The following is an 18,747-nucleotide window of genomic DNA, read 5'->3' on the forward strand; positions in this document are numbered from 1 at the left end:
GAGCCGTACTCCTCGGGTCAGAAGCCCGGGCCGTGCTGGTGGCCGTGACCGTGCGAGTGGCCGTGCCCACCGGAGCCGGCCGGCTCCGGCTCGGCCGGCTTCTCCACCACGAGGCTCTCGGTGGTGAGCAGCAGGCCGGCGATCGAGGCGGCGTTGCTGACCGCGCTGCGGGTCACCTTCACCGGGTCGATGATGCCGGACTTGGCCAGGTCGACGTACTCGCCGGTGGCGGCGTCGAGGCCGTGGCCCCAGTCCTTGCCGACGACCTTCTGCACCACCACGTAGCCGTCGTGGCCGGCGTTCTGGGCGATCCAGCGCAGCGGCTCGACGAGCGCCTTGCGCACGATCGAGACGCCGACCTTCTCGTCACCGGTGAAGCCCAGGTCGTCGTCGAGCGCCGGCAGGATCTGGGCCAGGGCGGCGCCGCCACCCGGGACCGTACCCTCCTCGACCGCGGCCTTGGTCGCGGCGATGGCGTCCTCGATGCGGTGCTTGCGCTCCTTCATCTCGACCTCGGTGGCCGCGCCGACCTTGATCACGGCGATGCCGCCGGAGAGCTTCGCCAGCCGCTCGGCCAGCTTCTCCCGGTCCCACTCCGAGTCGGAGGCCTCGATCTCCTTGCGGATCTGGGCGACCCGGTCGGCGACCTCGGAGGCCTGCCCGCCACCGTCGACGACTGTGGTGTTCTCCTTGTCGACCACGACGCGGCGGGCGGTGCCGAGCACCTCCAGGCCGACCTGGTCGAGCTTGTAGCCCAGCTCCGGGGCGACCAGCTCGGCGCCGGTCAGGATCGCCATGTCCTGGAGCATGGCCTTGCGGCGATCGCCGAAGCCGGGGGCCTTGACCGCGCAGACCTTGACGGTCTTGCGCAGCGCGTTGACCACGAGCGTCGACAGGGCCTGACCCTCGACGTCCTCGGCGACGATGAGCAGCGGCTTGTTGTTCTGGAGGACCTTCTCCAGCAGCGGCAGCAGCTCCTCGATGGCCGAGATCTTCTGCGTGGTGATCAGGATGTACGGGTCCTCCAGGACCGCCTCCTGCGCCTCCAGGTCGGTGACGAAGTTCGGCGAGATGAAGCCCTTGTCGAACTGGAGACCCTCGGTCACCTCCAGCTCGGTGGTGAGCGCGGAGCCCTCCTCGACGGTGATGACGCCGTCGCGGCCGACCTTCTCCATCGCCTCGGCGATCAGCTCGCCGATGGTGGCATCCTGCGCGGAGACGGTCGCGACGTGCGCGATCGACTCCTTGGTCGAGACCTCGACGGCCTTGCCGAGCAGCGCCTCGGAGACCTTGGCGGCCGCCGCGTCGATGCCCCGCTTCAGGCCGATCGGGTTCGTGCCGGCGGCCACGTTGCGCAGGCCCTCGCGGACCATGGCCTGGGCCAGCACGGTGGCGGTGGTGGTCCCGTCGCCGGCGACGTCGTTGGTCTTGGTCGCCACCTCCTTGACCAGCTGCGCGCCGAGGTTCTCGTACGGGTTGGTGAGCTCGATCTCCTTGGCGATGGTGACGCCGTCGTTGGTGATCGTGGGCACACCGAACTTCTTGTCCAGGACGACGTTGCGCCCGCGCGGGCCGAGGGTGACCTTGACCGTGTCCGCGAGGGCGTTGACACCGTGCTCCAGCAGGTGCCGGGCATCGTCCGAGAAGCTGAGGATCTTCGCCATCAGTATCCCTTCGAAGCGACGTTGCCCCGGCCCGGCGAGCCGGACCGGGGCAACGACACTGATCGGTTGCTTACTTCTCGATGACCGCGAGGACGTCGCGGGCGGAGAGCACCAGGTACTCCTCGCCGGCGTACTTGACCTCGGTGCCGCCGTACTTCGAGTAGAGGACGGTGTCGCCGACCTTCACGTCGATCGGCACGCGGTTGCCCTTGTCGTCGATCCGGCCCGGGCCGACAGCGAGGACGGTGCCCTCCTGCGGCTTCTCCTTGGCGGTGTCGGGGATCACGATGCCCGAGGCGGTGGTGGTCTCGGCCTCGTTCGCCTGGACCACGATGCGGTCCTCGAGCGGCTTGATCGCAACCTTGGTCGCGGTAGTCACGGGCATACCCTCCCGGGTACTTGGTGTCGTTGCCGGCCGGCGTGCCGACCAGCGTCAATCTGCCACATGCCACCGGGCGGGGCCGTCGTCGCGGGTGCCGGTCCGCCTGGCGCTCAACTCCCGGGCACCAGGCCCGGGCGTTGGCACCCTCAGGGTGAGAGTGCTAATCGCAGGTTATTCCTCGGCTAGCACTCCGTCAAGGAGAGTGCCAACGCGTCGCCCTCCGTGTCGCGCCGAAACCGGGCCGGGACAATGGGCGCGTGGATCTCGACCAGCTCGCCGCGCTGCGTACCCCCGAGGGGTCGGCCGCGCTCGCCGCGGCCGCTCGGGTGGCCGGCGGCGACCCGCTGGCGGCGGCCGCCGCGCTGCGCTCGGCCGGGATTCCGGGCGACCTCGCCGCCGCCGCGCTGACCCAGGCGGAGCTGCGCCGCCGCGCGGTCGGCAAGTTCGGCGCGGCCGCCGCCGGGATGTTCCTCACCCGGCCCGGGCTGGAGCAGGCCACCCGCGGGGTGGTCGCCGACCGGCGGGCCGCGCGGCTGCGCGCCGCGGGCGTGACCACCCTGGCCGACCTGGGCTGCGGCCTGGGCGCCGACGCGCTCGCTTCGGCCCGCGCCGGGATCCGGGTGTACGCGGTGGAGGCCGACCCGCTGACCGCCGCGATGGCCGCCGCGAACGCCGGGGCCGCCGGGCTGGCGGAACTGGTGACCGTCGAGTGCGGCGACGCCACGGCGTTCGACGTGAGCCGGGTCGACGGCGCGTTCTGCGATCCGGCGCGGCGGCGGGCCGGCACCGGGCGGCGCGTCTTCGACCCGAGGGCCTACTCACCGCCGTGGGACTTCGTCACCGGCCTGGCCGCGCGGGTGCCGCGCACCGTGGTGAAGGTGGCGCCGGGCCTGGACCACGCGCTGATCCCGGCGGGCGCCGAGGCGGAGTGGGTGAGCGTGGACGGCGACCTGGTGGAGGCGGCGCTGTGGTGCGGCGAGCTGGCCGGCGTCCCCCGCCGCGCCACAGTGCTGCGCGAGAAGGAAGGGCCCCTTCTTAACGCCTCCGGTAGTAAAAGGGTCCCTTCCTATCACCTCACCGGCACTGGGGCGGCCGAGGCGCCGGTGGGGCCGGTCCGGCGGTTCCTGTACGACCCGGACCCGGCCGTGGTGCGCGCGCACCTGGTCGCCGAGCTGGCCACGGATCTCGACGCCACGCTCGCCGACCCGTCGATCGCCTACCTGTACGCCGACGAGGCCCGGCCCACCCCGTTCGCCCGCTGCCTGGAGATCACCGACGTGCTGCCGTTCTCGCTGAAGCGGCTGCGCGCCCTGCTGCGGGAGCGGCGGGTCGGCCGGGTCGAGATCCGCAAGCGCGGGTCGGCCCTGGAGCCGGAGAAGCTGCGCCGTGACCTGCGACTCTCCGGCAACGCGGCGGCGGACCTGGTGCTGACCCGGGTCGCGGGCGACCCCACGGTGCTCGTCTGCCGGCCGGTCCCGGCCGGCGGCTGACCCCGATGCGGTTTCGGCTCGCGACCGGCCGGCGACGGGGCTAACTTGATCCGGTGGCGGGCCCTGGCACTCCGGCGATCGCGTTGCTGAGCAAGCGGAAGATCGCCCACAGCACCCACACCTACGACGTCTCGCCGGACGCGCCGAACTACGGCGCGCTGGTCGCCGCGGCGCTCGGCGTGGCGCCGGAGCGCGTGTTCAAGTCGCTCGTCACCGAGGTCGACGGCGGGTTGACAGTGGCGGTGGTGCCGGTGACCGGCGAGCTGGACCTGAAGGCGCTCGCCGCCGCGGTGGGCGGCAAGCGAGCGGCGATGGCGGATCGCGCGGTGGCGGAGCGGGCGACCGGGTACGTACGGGGCGGGATCAGCCCGCTGGGCCAGCGCAAGCGGCTACCGACAGTCGTCGACTCCTCGGCGATGGCGCACCCGACCGTGTACGTCTCGGCGGGCCGCCGGGGCCTGCAGGTGCAGCTCACGCCGACGGATCTGGTGACGCTCACCGGGGCGGCCACGGCATCGATCGCCGCCGTCTGACGGACCTCGTGACGGTACGTGTGGGAGCGTTCCCGGAACGCGCCCGCCCGGCGGTGTCTCGCGGGTGACAACCGCGTTGCTGAATTGTTACCGCCGCCAACAAACTTCTGACCTCGGCAGTCTTGCGGCCCATGGGAGGTGAGGAATACGTTGCCGGACACAACAAAACATCACCACTCCCCCACCTCCGAAAGGACCCTGCACATGCGCAAGGGCTTCCTCACCTTCGCGGCCGTCGGTCTCCTCGCGACCGGCAGCATGGCCGCCTGTGGTGACAACGGCGGTTCTTCCGACGAGGCCGGCGGCTCCAACGCCAAGAAGCCGAAGATCGGCGTGATCCTGCCCGACAGCAAGTCCTCCGCCCGCTGGGAGGGCGCGGACCGCAAGTACCTCAAGGCGGCGTTCGACGCGGCGGGCGTCGAGTCCGACATCCAGAACGCGCAGAACGACAAGACCGCGTTCCAGACCATCGCCGACCAGATGATCACCAGTGGCGTCAACGTCCTGATGATCGTCAACCTGGACTCCGGCACCGGCAAGGCCGTGCTCGACAAGGCCAAGTCGCAGGGCGTGGCGACCATCGACTACGACCGGCTGACCCTGGGCGGCTCCGCCCAGTACTACGTCAGCTTCGACAACGAGGCGGTCGGCAAGCTCCAGGGCGAGGGCCTGAGCAAGTGCCTGACCGACAAGGGCGTCAAGAACCCGTCGATCTCGTACCTCAACGGCTCGCCGACGGACAACAACGCCACCCTGTTCAAGAACGGGTACGACTCGGTGCTCAAGCCGAAGTTCGACTCGAAGGAGTACACCAAGGTCGCCGACGACCCGGTACCGGCGTGGGACAACGCGCAGGCCGCCACGATCTTCGAGCAGCAGATGACCAAGGCCGGCGGCAAGATCGACGGCGTGCTCGCCGCCAACGACGGTCTCGGCAACGCGGCCATCTCGGTGCTGAAGAAGAACAAGCTCAACGGCAAGGTCCCGGTGACCGGTCAGGACGCCACCAAGGAGGGCCTGCAGAACATCCTCGCCGGTGACCAGTGCATGACCGTCTACAAGGCGGTCAAGAAGGAGGCGGACGCCGCCGCCGATCTGGCCATCGCGCTCGCCAAGGGTGAGCGGAAGGACACCGGCCAGACGGTCAAGGACCCGGAGGGCAACCGGGACGTGCCGGCCGTGCTGCTGGAGCCCAAGGCCATCTACAAGGACAACGTCAAGGACGTGGTGGCCGACGCCTACATCACCAAGGAAGAGCTCTGCACCGGTGCCTTCGCGAAGCTCTGCACCGACGCCGGCGTGAGCTGACCCACCCGCCTCAGGCGGCGCCGCCCGGCACGGGGAACCCGTGCCGGGCGGCGCCCGCGCCGGACGGGATCCGAGACCTCCCTCCGCCCAAAGGAGAACCCCGTGTCCGCAACCCCCCTGCTGGAGCTACGCGGGATCGACAAGAGCTTCGGTCCCGTCCAGGTGCTGCGTGACGTCGCCCTCACCGCGCACCCCGGCGAGGTGACCGCGCTTGTCGGCGACAACGGCGCCGGCAAGTCGACCCTGGTCAAGTGCATCAGCGGCATCCACCCCACCGACGCCGGTGAGTTCCTCTTCGACGGCCGGCCGGTGAGCATCAACAGCCCGCGCGACGCCGCCGCGCTCGGCATCGAGGTCGTCTACCAGGACCTCGCGCTCTGCGACAACCTCGACATCGTGCAGAACATGTTCCTCGGCCGGGAGAAGCGCAGCGGCATCGTGCTCGACGAGCCGACCATGGAGCAGATGGCCGCCGAGACGCTCGCCGGCCTGAGCGTGCGCACCGTGAAGTCGCTGCGCCAGCACGTGGCAAGCCTCTCCGGCGGCCAGCGGCAGACCGTCGCCATCGCCAAGGCCGTGCTCTGGAACAGCCGGCTGGTCATCCTGGACGAGCCGACCGCCGCGCTCGGCGTCGCGCAGACCGCCCAGGTGCTGGAACTGGTGCGCCGGCTGGCCGACAACGGCCTCGCAGTGGTGCTCATCTCGCACAACATGAACGACGTCTTCGCCGTCTCCGACCGGATCGCCGCGCTCTACCTCGGCCAGATGGTCGCCCAGGTGAAGACCACCGACATCACCCACTCGCAGGTGGTCGAGCTGATCACCGCCGGTCGATCCGGCAGCCTCGGCCTCACCGGCGAGCCGGGCGGCAACGGCGCCGCGCCCGCCGACAGCACCCCAGGAGCCATCCGATGACCGCCATCGTCGTGAAGAAGGAAGGCCCGGCCGGCGTCGCGCCGACACCGACCCTGAACAGCCACGTGAACAACTACTGGCGCCGGGTACGCGGCGGCGACATCGGCGCGCTCCCCGCGGTGGTGATGCTCGTGGCGCTGGCGGTGGGCTTCTCGATCGCCCGCCCGTCGTTCTTCACCGCCGGCAACCTGGCGAACCTGTTCACCCAGGGCGCGGCGGTCACGCTCATCGCCATGGGCCTGGTCTTCGTCCTGCTGCTCGGCGAGATCGACCTCTCCGCCGGCTTCGCCAGCGGCGTCTGTGCCGCGATCCTGGCCAACGTCGTCACAGTGCTCGGCTACCCCTGGTACGTGGCGGTGCTCGCCGCCGTCGTCACCGGTCTGGTGATCGGCACCGTGCTGGGCCTGCTGGTCGCCAAGGTCGGGATCCCGTCCTTCGTGGTGACGCTCGCCGGGTTCCTCGCCTTCCAGGGTGTCGTGCTGACGCTGATGGACGAGGGCGCCAACATCGCGATCCGCGACGACGTGCTCGTCGCGATCGCCAACCGCAACCTCTCCCCCGCGCTGGGCTGGGCGCTCGCCGCGGTGGCCGTCGCCGGGTACGCGGCAGTGCAGTTGCTCCGGTACCGCAACCGGGCCGCCCGTGGCCTGCTCACCGACCCGCTCACGGTGGTCGGCGCGCGGATCGCCGGCCTGGCCGTGATCCTCGGCGTGGCGGTCTACGTGCTCAACCTGGAGCGCAGCCGCAACGTGCTGATCACCTCGCTCAAGGGCGTGCCGATCGTGGTGCCGATCATCGCGGTGCTGCTGATCGTCTGGACGTTCGTGCTCCAGCGCACCAGCTACGGACGGCACATCTACGCGGTCGGCGGCAACGCCGAGGCGGCCCGCCGGGCCGGCATCAACGTCGACCGGATTCGTATCTCCGTCTTCGTCATCTGCTCCTCGATGGCCGCCATCGGTGGCATCGTGGCTGCCAGCAGGGGCAACTCGGTCGACCCCAACACCGGTGGCAGTAACGTACTGCTCTACGCCGTCGGCGCGGCGGTGATCGGCGGCACCAGCCTCTTCGGCGGCAAGGGCCGGGTCCTCGACGCCGTGCTCGGGGGCGCGGTGGTCGCGGTCATCGACAACGGTATGGGACTGATGGGATACAGCTCGGGCGTCAAGTACGTGGTCACCGGCGTGGTGCTGCTCGCCGCGGCGACCATCGACGCGCTGTCGCGTCGGCGGGCCGCCGCCACCGGCAACCGCTGAGCAGGGGCACGGAAACACCATGGCAGTGGCAATGCGCGCAGGCCCCAGTCAGGACGAGATCCGTCGGCAGAACCTGGGCGCATTGCTCCGCTACGTACACGTTCACGGGGCCACCACCCGTGCCGAGCTGACCACCGCGCTCGGACTCAACCGCAGCACCATCGGCGCGCTGACAGCGGACCTGACCGGCGCCGGTCTGGTCAGCGAGGGGACGCCGAAGGAGACCGGCCGGGCCGGACGACCGTCACTCGTCGTCCGGCCCGAGTCGGAACGGGTCTACGCGTACGCGTACAGCGTCGAGGTGGACCGGCTGCGGGCCGCGCGGGTCGGGCTCGGCGGTGAGGTGCTCGACCGCCGGGAGATGGAGCGGCCGCGCAACCTGATCGCCGGGGAGGCCGCCCCGCTGCTCGCCGGGGCGGTCAAGAAGATGCACCAGTTGGTGCCGCCGGACGCGATCTGCGTGGGCGCCGGGGTGGCGGTGTGCGGCATGGTCCGCCGCGACGACGGGCTGGTCCGGCTCAGCCCGACCACCGGCTGGGTGGACGAGCCGATCGGTGCGGCGCTCGCCGTCGAGCTGGGGATAGACGTACCGATCACGGTGGGGAACGTGGCCGACGTGGCCGCCTACGCCGAGCACGCCCGCGGCGCGGCCGTCGGCTGCGACAACGTCATCTACATCTACGGCGACGTCGGTGTGGGCGCCGGCATCATCGCCGGGGGCCGGCGGCTGACCGGGCACGGCGGCTACGGCGGCGAGGTCGGCCACATGGTGGTGGTCCGCGACGGCGTGCGCTGCGACTGCGGCCGGCGCGGCTGCTGGGAGACCGAGATCGGCGAGCACGGGCTGCTGCGCGCCGCAGGCCGGTCCGAGGCGCGCGGCCGGGACGCGCTGCTCGCCGTCTTCGACGCCGCCGACCGCGGCGACGCCCGCGCGCAGACCGCGGTACGGCAGGCCGGCGACTGGCTCGGCTTCGGCGTCGCGAACCTGGTGAACATCTTCAACCCGGAGATGGTCATCTTCGGCGGCACCATGCGTGACCTCTACCTGGCCGCCGCGGCGCAGGTGCGCAGCCGGCTCAACTCCAACGGGCTGCCCGCGTGCCTGGAGCACGTGCGGCTGCGTACCCCGAAGCTGGGCGACGACGCGGCGCTGATCGGCGCCGCCGAGCTGGCGTTCGAACGACTCCTCGCCGATCCGCTGAACTGATCGGCCCGGTGATCCGTACCAGTGTGCGGACGGGCGGCCGTCCACGACACCCCGCGTACCGGTCCGGACCGAGGAGGCACCGCAACCATGGCATCGCTGGAATCCGCACGCCGCAAGCTGGCGCACCGGGTGGTACTGCTGCTCGCCGCGCTGGGCGCGGGGATCGGCGTCGTTCCCGGGACGGCGCAGGCCGCGCCCAACCCCGGCGTGCAGATGAACGCCGCCGACATGACGCTGCTCAACGGGGTACGGCTGGCCGGGCTGTGGGAGATGCCGGCCGGGCAGATGGCGGCCGAGAAGGGCCAGTCCGCCCGGGTACGCGAGGTCGGCGCGGAGATCGCCAAGCAGCACGCGGAGCTGGACCAGCTGGTGGTCGAGGCGGCCAACAAGCTCGGCGCCACCCTGCCGACGGATCCGACGGCCGAGCAGCAGGGGTGGCTGACCGAGATGCGGAACGCCAACGGCGCCCGGTTCGACCAGATCTTCGTCACCCGGCTGCGGGTCGCCCACGGCAAGATCTTCCCGGTGATCGGCGCGGTCCGGGCCAGCACCCGCGACCCGATCGTGCGCAAGCTGGCCGAGGACGCCAACAAGTTCGTCAACGACCACATGACCATGCTGGAGAGCACCGGGCTGGTGCGGTGGCAGCAGCTGCCGCCGGCCGCGCTGCCGCCGGCGCAGAGCGACTCGCTCGTCGCCGCGGCCCAGGCCAACGTGGGCAACGGTGGTGGACTCCAGGTCGGCACCGGACTGGTGTGGGCGGTGTTCCTGATCGCGCTGGCCACCGGCGGGTACGCCACCTGGCGGCTGACCCGCCGCTCGTGACCCGGCCGTCGAGCGGGCCCCGGCGCACGTCCGCCGGGACCCGTCGCGCGTTCTCAGCCGTGCCAGGACCGCCACAGCGCGGCGTACGAGCCACCGGCCGCGACCAGTTCGTCGTGTGAACCCAGCTCGGTGATGCGCCCGTCGGCGACCACCGCCACGCGGTCCGCGTCGTGCGCGGAGAAGAGCCGGTGCGCGATGGCGATGACGGTACGGCCGTCCAGCACCGCCGCCAGCGACCGCTCCAGGGCCCGGGCCGCCCGCGGGTCGATCAGCGACGTGGCCTCGTCCAGCACCAGCGTGTGCGGGTCGGCGAGCACCAGCCGGGCCAGCGCGAGCTGCTGCGCCTGCGCCGGGGTGAGTGGGTGGCCGCCCGCGCCGACCGGCGTGTCGAGCCCGTCCGGCAGGGCCAGCGCCCAGTCCAGCGCGTCGACGGCGGCGAGCGCAGCGCGTACCCGTGCCGGATCGGCGTCCGGCCGGACCATCGCCACGTTGTCGGCGAGCGTGCCGATGAACACGTGGTGCTCCTGACTGACGAGCGCGACATGGGTACGCAGCTCGGCCAGGGGCATCCCGGCCAGCGGGCGGCCGTCCACGGTCACCGTGCCGGCGTTCGGCGCGTGCACGCCGGCCAGCAGCCGTCCCAGCGTCGACTTGCCCGCCCCGGACGGGCCGACCATCGCGAGCCGCTCCCCCGGCCGGGGTTCCAGCGTCACGCCGTGCAGCACGTCGTGTCCCGGGCGGTACGCGTACCGCACGTCGTGCGCGGCGAGCCGGCCCTCGCCGCCCGCCCGGACCGGCGCGGCGGGCGCCGGGGAGCGCTCGTCCGGCTCGGCGGCCACCCCGAGCAGCCTGGCCAGCGAGGCGCCGCCGACCTGGAACTCGTCCAGCCAGCCGAGCAGCCGCTCGATCGGGTCGGTGAGCTGCTGGGCGTAGAGCGTGGCGGCGGTGACCTGGCCGAGGCTGACCCAGCCCTTCAGGTGGAACCAGCCGCCGATGAGCAGCGTCGCCACCATCGGCACCAGATAGCCGAACTCGGCCACCGGCCAGAACACGGTCCGCAGGTGGAGCGTGTAGCGCTCGGCGGCGTACGACCGGCGGATGTCGGCGTCACCGCGAGCCCGGCGGCGGGCCGCCTGACGCAGCGCCTCGGTGGTCCGCGCCCCGTCGACCGTCTCGCTGATCCCGTCGGTGATGTCCGAGTAGGCGGCGTTCTCCCGCAGGTAGCCCTGCGGCGCGCGGCGCAGGTACCAGCGCGTGCCGGCCCACAGCACCGGCACCGACAGCAGGCTGGGCAGCGCCAGCAGCGGGCCGGTCAGCAGCAGCGCGCCGAGGATGAGCAGCACGGTCAGCGCCGAGATCAGCGTCTCCGGTCCGGCGAACCGGACGGTACGGGACAGCGCGGCGACGTCCCGCGAGGTGCGCGTGAGCAGGTCGCCGGTGCCGGCCCGCTCCACAGTGGCGAGCGGCAGCGCGAGCACCCGGTCGACGAACTCCTCCCGCAGCTCGGCGAGCACCCGCTCACCGAGCCGGGCCGAGGCCAGGTGCGCGAAGCGGACCAGCACCGCCTGCACCACCACGAACACGGCGATGGCCGCCACGACCCGGTCCACTGTCGTCGCGGCGATGCCCTGGGAGATCCCCTCCACGAGGTCACCGAGCAGGCGCGGTGCGACGAGCCCGGCGCCCGCGGCGAGCGCGTGCAGGCCGAGCGCGGCGGCCAGGCCCCGCGGGTGGCGGCGGACCAGCTCCCGCGCGTACCGGCGGACCTGGGCGCCGTCGGCGACGGGCAGCGCGTTGCTCATCGCTCCTCCTCCCGGCTCACCGTGGCGGCGTAGCGCGGCTCACCGGCGAGCAGTTCCTCGTGCCGGCCCTCGGCGACGACCTTGCCGTCCTCCACGAAGACCACGTGGTCGGCGTGGCCGAGCACCAGCGGGCTCGTGGTGCAGACGAGCGTGGTGCGGCCCCGGCGGGCCGGGCCGAGCCGTTCGGCGATGCGCGCCTCGGTGTGCGCGTCCACCGCGCTGGTCGGCTCGAGCAGGATCAACGTCTCCGGGTCGGCGACGAGCGCGCGGGCCAGCCGCAGCCGTTGCCGCTGCCCGCCGGAGAACTCCCGGCCGCGTTCGGCGACCTCGCCGTCCAGGCCGCCGGGCAGCGCCTCGACGATGTCGGTGGCGCTCGCCGCGGCCAGCGCCGCCTCCACGGCGCCGGGCCCGGCCCGGTCGTGCGGGTCCAGCTCCGTGCGCAGCACGCCGCTGAACAGCTGCGCGTCGTTGTCGGCCACCAGGATCCGCTCCCGCACCGTCGCCAGCGCCACGTCCCGCAGCGGTACGCCGTGCAGCGTGACGTCCCCGTCGGCGTACCGGCCCAGCCGGTCGGCGATCTCGACGGCGTCCTGCGGGGTGGCTACGGCCAGCGCGGTGAGCCGGCCGGGTCGCAGCACGAGTCCGGAACGCACGTCCGCCAGTTCGCCCGGGCCGGCCTGCACCGGCACCGGGGTGGCCGGGTCGGTGAACTCCGGCGCGAGCCGCAGCAGCCGGACCACCCGGCGGGCCGCGACGTGTCCCCGGGTCAGCTTGTCGGCCGCCTCGGTGAGGTTGCGTAGCGGGCTGACCAGGAACACGGTGTAGCCGTAGAACGAGACCAGCTCACCGGCGTTGATCTCGCCACGCAGCGCGAACCGGGCGCCCAGCCAGGTCACCAGCACCACGAAGACACCGGGCAGCAGGATCTGCGCGGCCTGCAGCAGCGACTCGACCCGGGCCACCCGCAGCCCGTCCGCGCGCAACGCCTGCGACCGTTGCCGGTAGCGCTCGGACAGCATCGGCTCACCGCCGACTCCGCGCAGCACGCGCAGGCCGGAGACGATGTCGGCAGCCCGGGCGGTGAGCCGGCCGGTCGACTCCCGGTACGCGGCCTGCTGCCGGTGCAGCGGGCGGATCAGCAACGCGACGAGCCCCATCAGCAGCGGCACCCCGAACACCACCACGAGGCCGAGCGGCTGGGAGGCGCCGAGCAGGATCACCGCGACGGTGACGATGCCGACCACCGAGCCGACGCCCCGGGCGGTGATGTCGATGGAGCTGCCGATGTGCTCGATGTCGGCGGTGCCGATGCTCACCACCTCGCCGGCCGCGACGCGCCGGGGCAGCGCGGCACCGAGCCGGTTGGTGGCGTCCACGGTGACCTGCACGGTGCGGTAGGCGGCGCCGAGCCAGTTGTGCACCGCGCAGCGGTGACGCAGGATCCCGGCGACGGCCTGCACCAGACCCAGCCCGAGCAGGGCCAGACTCCAGCGCACCAGCGCGTCCGGGTCGCGTTGCGCCAGGCCGGCTTCCACGGCGCGGCCGAGCACAGCCGGCACCAGCGCCTGGGCCAGCATCCAGATCACGCCGAGCGCGAGACCGGCGCCGAAGATGAAGGGGTGCCGCCCGGCGAGCCACACCAGGTACCGGGTGGCCGACCGCGCGTCGGGGGTGCCGGGGTCGCCGGCCGGTGAGAAGCGCATGACCCACCGACGCTAGGTGCCGGGACGACTTGGACGCCAGCCAATTCCGGCCGTCGTGACGGGCCTCGCGTCAGCGGTCGACCTGGGCGAAGTCCCAGCTGTGCGGCGGGCGGGCGATCAGGCGCGCCGGCGGCTCGGGCAGCTCCCGGGGGTTGTTCCGCCACTTGGAGATGACCACCAGCCGGTGGTCGGTGGAGGAGAACACCTCGCTGGAGACGTGCATCGGGTCGTGCTCGAACTCGGGCAGCGCGGTCTCGCAGACCCAGGTGATCAGGTCGGCGAAGCCGTAGGACTCGGCCTTGGCCTCCCACATCCGGACGATCATGTCGGTTCCCTCCCCGCTCACACACTGACCACTGTCAGCGGCATCGCCGAGTCGGCCGGCAGGTCCAGCCGGCTCGGCGCGACGCCCGCGGCGACCAGGTGCGAGCCGAGCGCGGCCACCATCGCGCCGTTGTCCGTGCAGAGCTTCGGCCGCGGCGTACGCACCCGGATGCCGTGCTTGCCGGCCCGCTGCTCGGCCATCGCCCGCAGCCGGGAGTTGGCGGCCACTCCGCCGCCGATCACCAGCGCGTCGATGCCGCTGGTGCGGCAGGCGTCGATCGCCTTGCCGACCAGCACGTCGCAGACCGCCTCCTGGAAGGACGCGGCCACGTCGGCGACCGGGACCGGCTCACCGGCCCGCTGCCGCGCCTCCACCCAACGGGCCACCGCCGTCTTCAGGCCCGAGAACGAGAAGTCGTAGCGGTGCCCGACCAGGTCCTTCGCGGCGGTCAGCCCGCGCGGGAAGGCGATCGCCGCCGGGTCACCGGCACGCGCCTCGCGGTCGATGTACGGTCCGCCGGGGAACGGCAGCCCGAGCAGCCGCGCCACCTTGTCGAACGCCTCCCCGGCCGCGTCGTCGATGGTGGCGCCGAGCGGTACGACGTCGCGGGCCAGGTCGTCGACGCGCAGCAGTGAGGAGTGGCCGCCGGAGACCAGCAGCGCGATAGCGGGCTCGGGCAGCGGGCCGTGTTCGAGCGTGTCCACGGCCACGTGCGCGGCGAGGTGGTTCACCCCGTACACCGGTTTCTCCGCCGCCACCGCGTACCCCTTGGCGGCGGCGACCCCGACGAGCAGCGCGCCCGCGAGCCCCGGCCCGGCGGTCACCGCGATCGCGTCGATGTCGGCGATGGTGACGCCCGCCTCGCGCAGCGCCCGGTCCATGGTCGGCACGATCGCCTCCAGGTGGGCGCGGCTGGCCACCTCGGGCACCACGCCGCCGAACCGGGCGTGCTCCTCGACGCTGGAGGCCAGCGCGTCGGCGAGCAGCGTGTGCCCGCGCACGATGCCCACACCGGTCTCGTCGCAGGAGGTCTCGATGCCGAGGACCAGGGGTTCGTCAGCCATGCTCGTCAGTCCTCGTTGCGCTGCATGACCAGCGCGTCGGTGTTGCTCGGTTGGTAGTAGCCGCGTCGTACGCCGATCGGCTCGAAGCCGTAGCCGGCGTAGAGCCGCTGCGCCGGGGCGTTGTCCGCGGCGACCTCCAGCAGCGTGCTGCGGACGCCGCGCCGGGCCGCCTCGGCGAGCAGCGCCTCCAGCAGCAGCCGGCCGACGCCCCGGCGCTGGGCGTCGCGGCGGACCGCGACGTTCTGCACCCACGCCTCGTCGGGCGGGTAGACGGCCAGTCCGGCGTAGCCGAGCACGGCGCCGTCGTCGTCGGTGGCGGCCAGGTAGAAGTGGCCGTTGGCGAGTTCGTTCCAGAACATCCCCGCCGACCACTGCTCGGCGCCGAACAGGTCCGCCTCGATGGGCAGCACCTCCTCGACGTGCCACCAGCGGAACCGGCCCAGCCTCATGGCAGGACCGGCTTGTGGCCGGTGGCCGCGACCGCGTCGGGGCGACGCAGGTAGAGCGGGGTGAGCGTCTCGCCGGGCGCGCCCGCGCGGATCCGGGGCGCGGCGAGACGCGCCAGCGCCAGCGGGTCCGGGTAGCGCGGCTCGTCCCGCACCGGCAGGCCGAGCACGTCGGCGTACCGGTGCGCGCCGTCGCCGACCGCGACGGTGACCGCCAGGTCGCGTGCCCGCTGCGCGACCACCGCCGGGGCGGCGACCTCCGGCCCGGCCAGACGCTGGCCGGCGCCGTCGTAGACGGCCCAGTAGATTTCCCGCCGCCGCGCGTCGCTCGCGGCCAGCACCGGCTCGCCGGTGGCCGCCGGGTGGCCGAGCCCGTCCAGCGAGCAGACACCGTACGTGGGGACGCCCAGCACCTGACCCATGGTGGCGGCGGTGACCAGCCCGACCCGCAGCCCGGTGAACGGGCCCGGGCCGAGGCCGGCGACGATCGCGGCCAGGTCGGCGGGCCGCGCGCCGACGTCCGCGAGCACGGCGTCGACCTGCGGCGCGAGCAGCTCGCCGTGGGCGCGGGCGTCGACTGTGCATCGGGACGCACGAATCGCGACGCCGTCCGCCGAGACCTCGGCCAGCGCCGCGGTCACCGCGGGCGTCGAGGAGTCCACCACGAGTACGAGCACGGTAAGCCAGCCTAGCCGTCCGCTCCGCCCATCCCTGGCACGCCCTCGCCGCTCGCACGGTCACGTTGGGTAGCGTCCCCGACGGAAGAGATGACCTGAGAGCGATATACCTCTCGGTCATAAATATGACTCACAGGTATATCGCTCGACGGCGGGTTGTCATCCTCCGGAGATGACGGAGAGTCGCCTGGTCCAGGAGATCGCCCGCACCCTGCGCCACGAACGGGAAATGGCCGGGCTCACCCAGCAGGCGCTGGCCGTCCGGGCCGGGCTCAGCCAGGCCGCCGTCGCCCGGATCGAGCGCGGCGACCGGCTGCCCAGCCTGACGACTGCGGAACGCCTGCTCGCCGCGCTCGGTCGGCAACTGCGGATCGAGGTCGAGCCGCTGGACAGTCACCTGGACGCAGGGCTTGACGAAATGGCCGGGACCGCGCTGGCCGAGCGGATCGATCATCTCCGGCTGGATCCGATCATGGACGCCCTCGGCGACCTGCCGTACGTGCTGGCGGGCGGCACGGCGGCCCTGTTGCAGGGCGCGCCGCTGCCGGTGGACGCGGTCGAGATCGCGGTGCGGTGGCGGGACTCCCCGCGGTTCACCGCGTTCCTGGAGCGGGGCCGCGCGCAGCGCTGGGATGCCCGATGGCAGGAGTGGGGCGGGGGCCACCCGGAGCCCGAGGAACCGGGCGAGCACCGCTGGCGGACCCGCTTCGGCGAGCTGCGGGCCCGGGTGTGCGATGAACTGCCCGAGCCGATCGAGATCAGACTCGGCGAGCGCACGTACCCGGTCGAGCCGCTGGTCGAGGTGGAGGTGACCGACCGGCGCACCGCCGAGCTGCTGCGCCGGCACCGTCGGCGCCTCGCCGCGGCGGGCGAGGCGCCGGACGGGTCAACCGGCTGAGCGCTCCCAGTCGACGGGGGGCAGCCCTGCGTCGGCCAGGGCCTTGTTCGCCGCGCTGAAAGGGCGGCTGCCGAGGAAGCCGCGCGGGTTCATCGGGCTCGGGTGGCCGGCCTCCAGCACCACGTGCTGCGGATTGGTCACGAGCGCCGCCTTCTTGCGCGCGTAGCCGCCCCAGAGCAGGAAGACCACACGCTGGTCGAGCGCGTCGAGCGCCCGGATGGTGGCGTCGGTGAACTCCTCCCAACCCCGGTTGGCGTGCGAGCCGGGGGTGGCCTGCCGGACGGTCAGCACCGAGTTGAGCAGCAGGACGCCCTGCGCGGCCCAGCCGTCGAGGTTGCCGCTGCGCGGCTTCGGCACGCCCAGGTCCTCGCTCATCTCCTTGAAGACGTTGCGCAGCGACGGCGGGACCGCCACCCCCTCGCGCACGCTGAAGCTCAGCCCGTGCGCCTGGCCCGCCTTGTGGTACGGGTCCTGCCCGAGGATGAGCACCCTCGTGTCGGCGGGACCGCACTGCCGGTAGGCGGAGAACAGGTCCTCCAGCGGCGGGAAGACAGTGGCGGTCGCGTACTCCCCGGTGACGAACTCGGCCAGCGCGGCGGTGCGGGCCGGGTCGAGGTGGGGGGTGAGGGCGGCACGCCAGGCTTCCGGCAGCAGCGCCGGCAGGTCCAGGGTGGGGGCGTCGGGCATCGGCAACCTCTCCTCGTCGGGTCGCCACCTTCATACCAGCCGCAACCGACACTCCCGTGCTGCGGCAGCGCTGAGCACTGGACGGGAAAAGTTACCGGAGCGTAACCTACTGGCAAGTTACTTACGCCACACCGCCGCTGCTAGCTTGCATCCACCACCATCGATGCTCGCTAGGAGTGCACGTGAGCAGGAGAAACACCCGTCCCCGCACGCCCTCCACCGCCCTCTTCCCCCGCCGCACGTCAGGCCTCCGGATGCTGGCCGTCGCCGCGGCGGCAGCCGTCTACCTGGCCGGATCCGGCACAGCCGCGTCCGCCGACGGCGCCGCGCCCGTGGTCTCCCGCGGCGTGACCATTCCCGCCTTCTACCACCCGCCCGCCGACCTGCCCGCCGCCAACGGCACGCTGATCCGCACCGAGCCCCTGCCGCTCGGCCTGAGCATTCCCGGGCTCGACGGCCGCCCGATGCCCGGCACCGCCACCCGGCTCATGTACCGGTCCACCGACTCCAACGGCGGGCCCGTCGCGGTGACCGGCGCCTACATCGAACCGTGGACGACGTGGCGGGGCGCCGGTCCGCGCCCCCTGGTGGCCGTCGCCTCGGGGACCATGGGGCAGGGCGACCAGTGCGCGCCGTCGTTCGCCCTGCAACATCCGCTGACGCTCACCGGCGACACGGTGTCGGTCGGCTACGAGGCCCTCGCCGTCTACCGCCTCCTCGCCACCGGCGCGGCGGTCGTCGTCACCGACTACGTCGGCCTGGGCGCGACCGACCGGCTGCACACCTACGTCAACCGCCTCGACGGGGGACGCGCCCTGCTGGACGCGGCCCGCGCCGCCCGCGCCGTACCCGGAGCGTCGGTCACGGCGGCGTCCCGCGTCGGCCTGTACGGATACAGCCAGGGTGGGGGCGCCAGCGCTGCTGCCGCCGAACTCCAGTCCACCTACGCGCCCGACGTGCCGGTCGCCGGAACCTACGTCGGCGCGCCGCCCGCCGACCTGACCGCGGTCATCGGCGGCATCGACGGCAGCGCGCTGGTGGGGGCGCTCGGGTGGTCGCTGAACGGCTTCGCCCAGTCCGACCCGGCCCTGCGGGACGTCATCGAGGCCGCCCTCAACGACACCGGCCGGGCCGCGCTGAAGGACACCTCGACCATGTGCGTCGGCGACGCGATCTTCCGGTACGGGTTCACGAAGAGCACCAGGTGGTTCACCGGCGGCCGGTCCCTCACCGCCGTCATCGCCGCCTCGCCCGAGGCCCGGGCCGTCCTCGACCGGCAGCGCATCGGCACGCTCAAGCCCACCGGCCCGGTACGTGTGGCGACCGGCATCCAGGACGACATCGTGCCCCACCGGCAGGCCCGCCAACTGGCTGTCGACTGGTGCCGCACGGGCGGCAACGTGACCTACCAGGCGATCAGCCTGCCCAACCTCGGGGACAAGATCCTCACCAACCATCTGGTGCCGCTCATCACCGACCAGGGCGACGCGGTGGCCTGGCTGACCGACCGGCTCGCCGGGCGGACGGCCTACTCCAACTGCTGGACGATGCCCCTTCAGCCCTGA

At 72.8% G+C, this 18,747-nt stretch carries 18 protein-coding genes; 9 read left to right on the forward strand and 9 right to left on the reverse strand.

The window, feature by feature from the left end; translation table 11 throughout:
• Positions 1–17: 17 nt before the first annotated feature.
• Both groL and groES read right to left on the reverse strand, forming a co-directional pair.
• Complete coding sequence (groL, locus tag FHU28_RS30495) at positions 18–1,664, reverse strand: chaperonin GroEL (protein WP_184688511.1); 1,647 nt, start codon at positions 1,662–1,664, stop codon at positions 18–20.
• A 70-nt stretch (positions 1,665–1,734) separates the two neighbouring features.
• A complete protein-coding gene (groES, locus tag FHU28_RS30500; RefSeq protein ID WP_018222648.1) occupies positions 1,735–2,049 on the reverse strand; it encodes a co-chaperone GroES in 315 nt (104 codons plus the stop codon).
• Between the two features lie 254 nt (positions 2,050–2,303).
• Between groES and FHU28_RS30505 the strand changes: the two genes are divergently transcribed.
• The 7 genes from FHU28_RS30505 (at position 2,304) to FHU28_RS30535 (ending at position 9,580) form a co-directional block, all read left to right on the forward strand.
• The gene (locus FHU28_RS30505) at positions 2,304–3,536 is read left to right on the forward strand and encodes a class I SAM-dependent methyltransferase (protein WP_184688513.1); all 1,233 of its coding nucleotides are present in this window, start codon (positions 2,304–2,306) and stop codon (positions 3,534–3,536) included.
• Between the two features lie 53 nt (positions 3,537–3,589).
• Positions 3,590–4,069: a Cys-tRNA(Pro) deacylase gene (ybaK, locus tag FHU28_RS30510; RefSeq protein ID WP_184688515.1), complete on the forward strand. Its 480-nt coding sequence runs from the start codon at positions 3,590–3,592 to the stop codon at positions 4,067–4,069.
• A 204-nt stretch (positions 4,070–4,273) separates the two neighbouring features.
• A complete protein-coding gene (locus FHU28_RS30515; protein ID WP_184688518.1) occupies positions 4,274–5,377 on the forward strand; it encodes a sugar ABC transporter substrate-binding protein in 1,104 nt (367 codons plus the stop codon).
• Positions 5,378–5,479: 102 nt separating this feature from the next.
• The gene (locus tag FHU28_RS30520; RefSeq protein ID WP_184688520.1) at positions 5,480–6,292 is read left to right on the forward strand and encodes an ATP-binding cassette domain-containing protein; all 813 of its coding nucleotides are present in this window, start codon (positions 5,480–5,482) and stop codon (positions 6,290–6,292) included.
• Positions 6,289–7,548, forward strand: coding sequence for a sugar ABC transporter permease (locus tag FHU28_RS30525; protein ID WP_043328321.1), 1,260 nt, complete (start codon positions 6,289–6,291; stop codon positions 7,546–7,548). The genes FHU28_RS30520 and FHU28_RS30525 overlap by 4 nt, the downstream gene beginning before the upstream one ends.
• Before the next feature lie 31 nt (positions 7,549–7,579).
• Positions 7,580–8,755: an ROK family protein gene (locus tag FHU28_RS30530; RefSeq protein ID WP_184690056.1), complete on the forward strand. Its 1,176-nt coding sequence runs from the start codon at positions 7,580–7,582 to the stop codon at positions 8,753–8,755.
• Positions 8,756–8,842: 87 nt separating this feature from the next.
• Positions 8,843–9,580, forward strand: a complete 738-nt coding sequence (locus tag FHU28_RS30535; RefSeq protein WP_184688522.1) for a DUF4142 domain-containing protein — start codon at positions 8,843–8,845, stop codon at positions 9,578–9,580.
• A 53-nt stretch (positions 9,581–9,633) separates the two neighbouring features.
• On the opposite strand, the gene FHU28_RS30540 is transcribed toward FHU28_RS30535, so the two are convergent.
• The 6 genes from FHU28_RS30540 to tsaB all read right to left on the reverse strand — a co-directional run bounded on the left by FHU28_RS30540 (position 9,634) and on the right by tsaB (position 15,597).
• Positions 9,634–11,382, reverse strand: a complete 1,749-nt coding sequence (locus FHU28_RS30540) for an ABC transporter ATP-binding protein (RefSeq protein ID WP_184688524.1) — start codon at positions 11,380–11,382, stop codon at positions 9,634–9,636.
• A complete protein-coding gene (locus tag FHU28_RS30545) occupies positions 11,379–13,085 on the reverse strand; it encodes an ABC transporter ATP-binding protein (protein ID WP_184688526.1) in 1,707 nt (568 codons plus the stop codon). The genes FHU28_RS30540 and FHU28_RS30545 overlap by 4 nt, the downstream gene beginning before the upstream one ends.
• 70 nt (positions 13,086–13,155) lie before the next feature.
• Positions 13,156–13,410 (reverse strand): hypothetical protein, encoded by a 255-nt coding sequence (locus tag FHU28_RS30550; protein ID WP_030501549.1) that lies wholly within the window; start codon positions 13,408–13,410, stop codon positions 13,156–13,158.
• A 17-nt stretch (positions 13,411–13,427) separates the two neighbouring features.
• Positions 13,428–14,474: a tRNA (adenosine(37)-N6)-threonylcarbamoyltransferase complex transferase subunit TsaD gene (tsaD, locus tag FHU28_RS30555; protein ID WP_184688528.1), complete on the reverse strand. Its 1,047-nt coding sequence runs from the start codon at positions 14,472–14,474 to the stop codon at positions 13,428–13,430.
• A gap of 5 nt (positions 14,475–14,479) precedes the next feature.
• A complete protein-coding gene (gene rimI, locus FHU28_RS30560) occupies positions 14,480–14,923 on the reverse strand; it encodes a ribosomal protein S18-alanine N-acetyltransferase (RefSeq protein ID WP_073828896.1) in 444 nt (147 codons plus the stop codon).
• Complete coding sequence (gene tsaB / locus FHU28_RS30565; RefSeq protein WP_184688530.1) at positions 14,920–15,597, reverse strand: tRNA (adenosine(37)-N6)-threonylcarbamoyltransferase complex dimerization subunit type 1 TsaB; 678 nt, start codon at positions 15,595–15,597, stop codon at positions 14,920–14,922. The genes rimI and tsaB overlap by 4 nt, the downstream gene beginning before the upstream one ends.
• Before the next feature lie 172 nt (positions 15,598–15,769).
• Here tsaB and FHU28_RS30570 point away from each other — a divergent pair, with 172 nt between their 5' ends.
• Positions 15,770–16,495, forward strand: a complete 726-nt coding sequence (locus FHU28_RS30570) for a helix-turn-helix domain-containing protein (RefSeq protein WP_184688532.1) — start codon at positions 15,770–15,772, stop codon at positions 16,493–16,495.
• Here FHU28_RS30570 and ung read toward each other — a convergent pair.
• Positions 16,484–17,182: a uracil-DNA glycosylase gene (gene ung / locus FHU28_RS30575; protein WP_184688534.1), complete on the reverse strand. Its 699-nt coding sequence runs from the start codon at positions 17,180–17,182 to the stop codon at positions 16,484–16,486. The genes FHU28_RS30570 and ung overlap by 12 nt on opposite strands.
• A gap of 182 nt (positions 17,183–17,364) precedes the next feature.
• Between ung and FHU28_RS30580 the strand changes: the two genes are divergently transcribed.
• Positions 17,365–18,747, forward strand: coding sequence for a lipase family protein (locus tag FHU28_RS30580; RefSeq protein ID WP_184688536.1), 1,383 nt, complete (start codon positions 17,365–17,367; stop codon positions 18,745–18,747).

It is taken from the genome of Micromonospora echinospora (assembly GCF_014203425.1).
Classification (GTDB): domain Bacteria; phylum Actinomycetota; class Actinomycetes; order Mycobacteriales; family Micromonosporaceae; genus Micromonospora; species Micromonospora echinospora_A.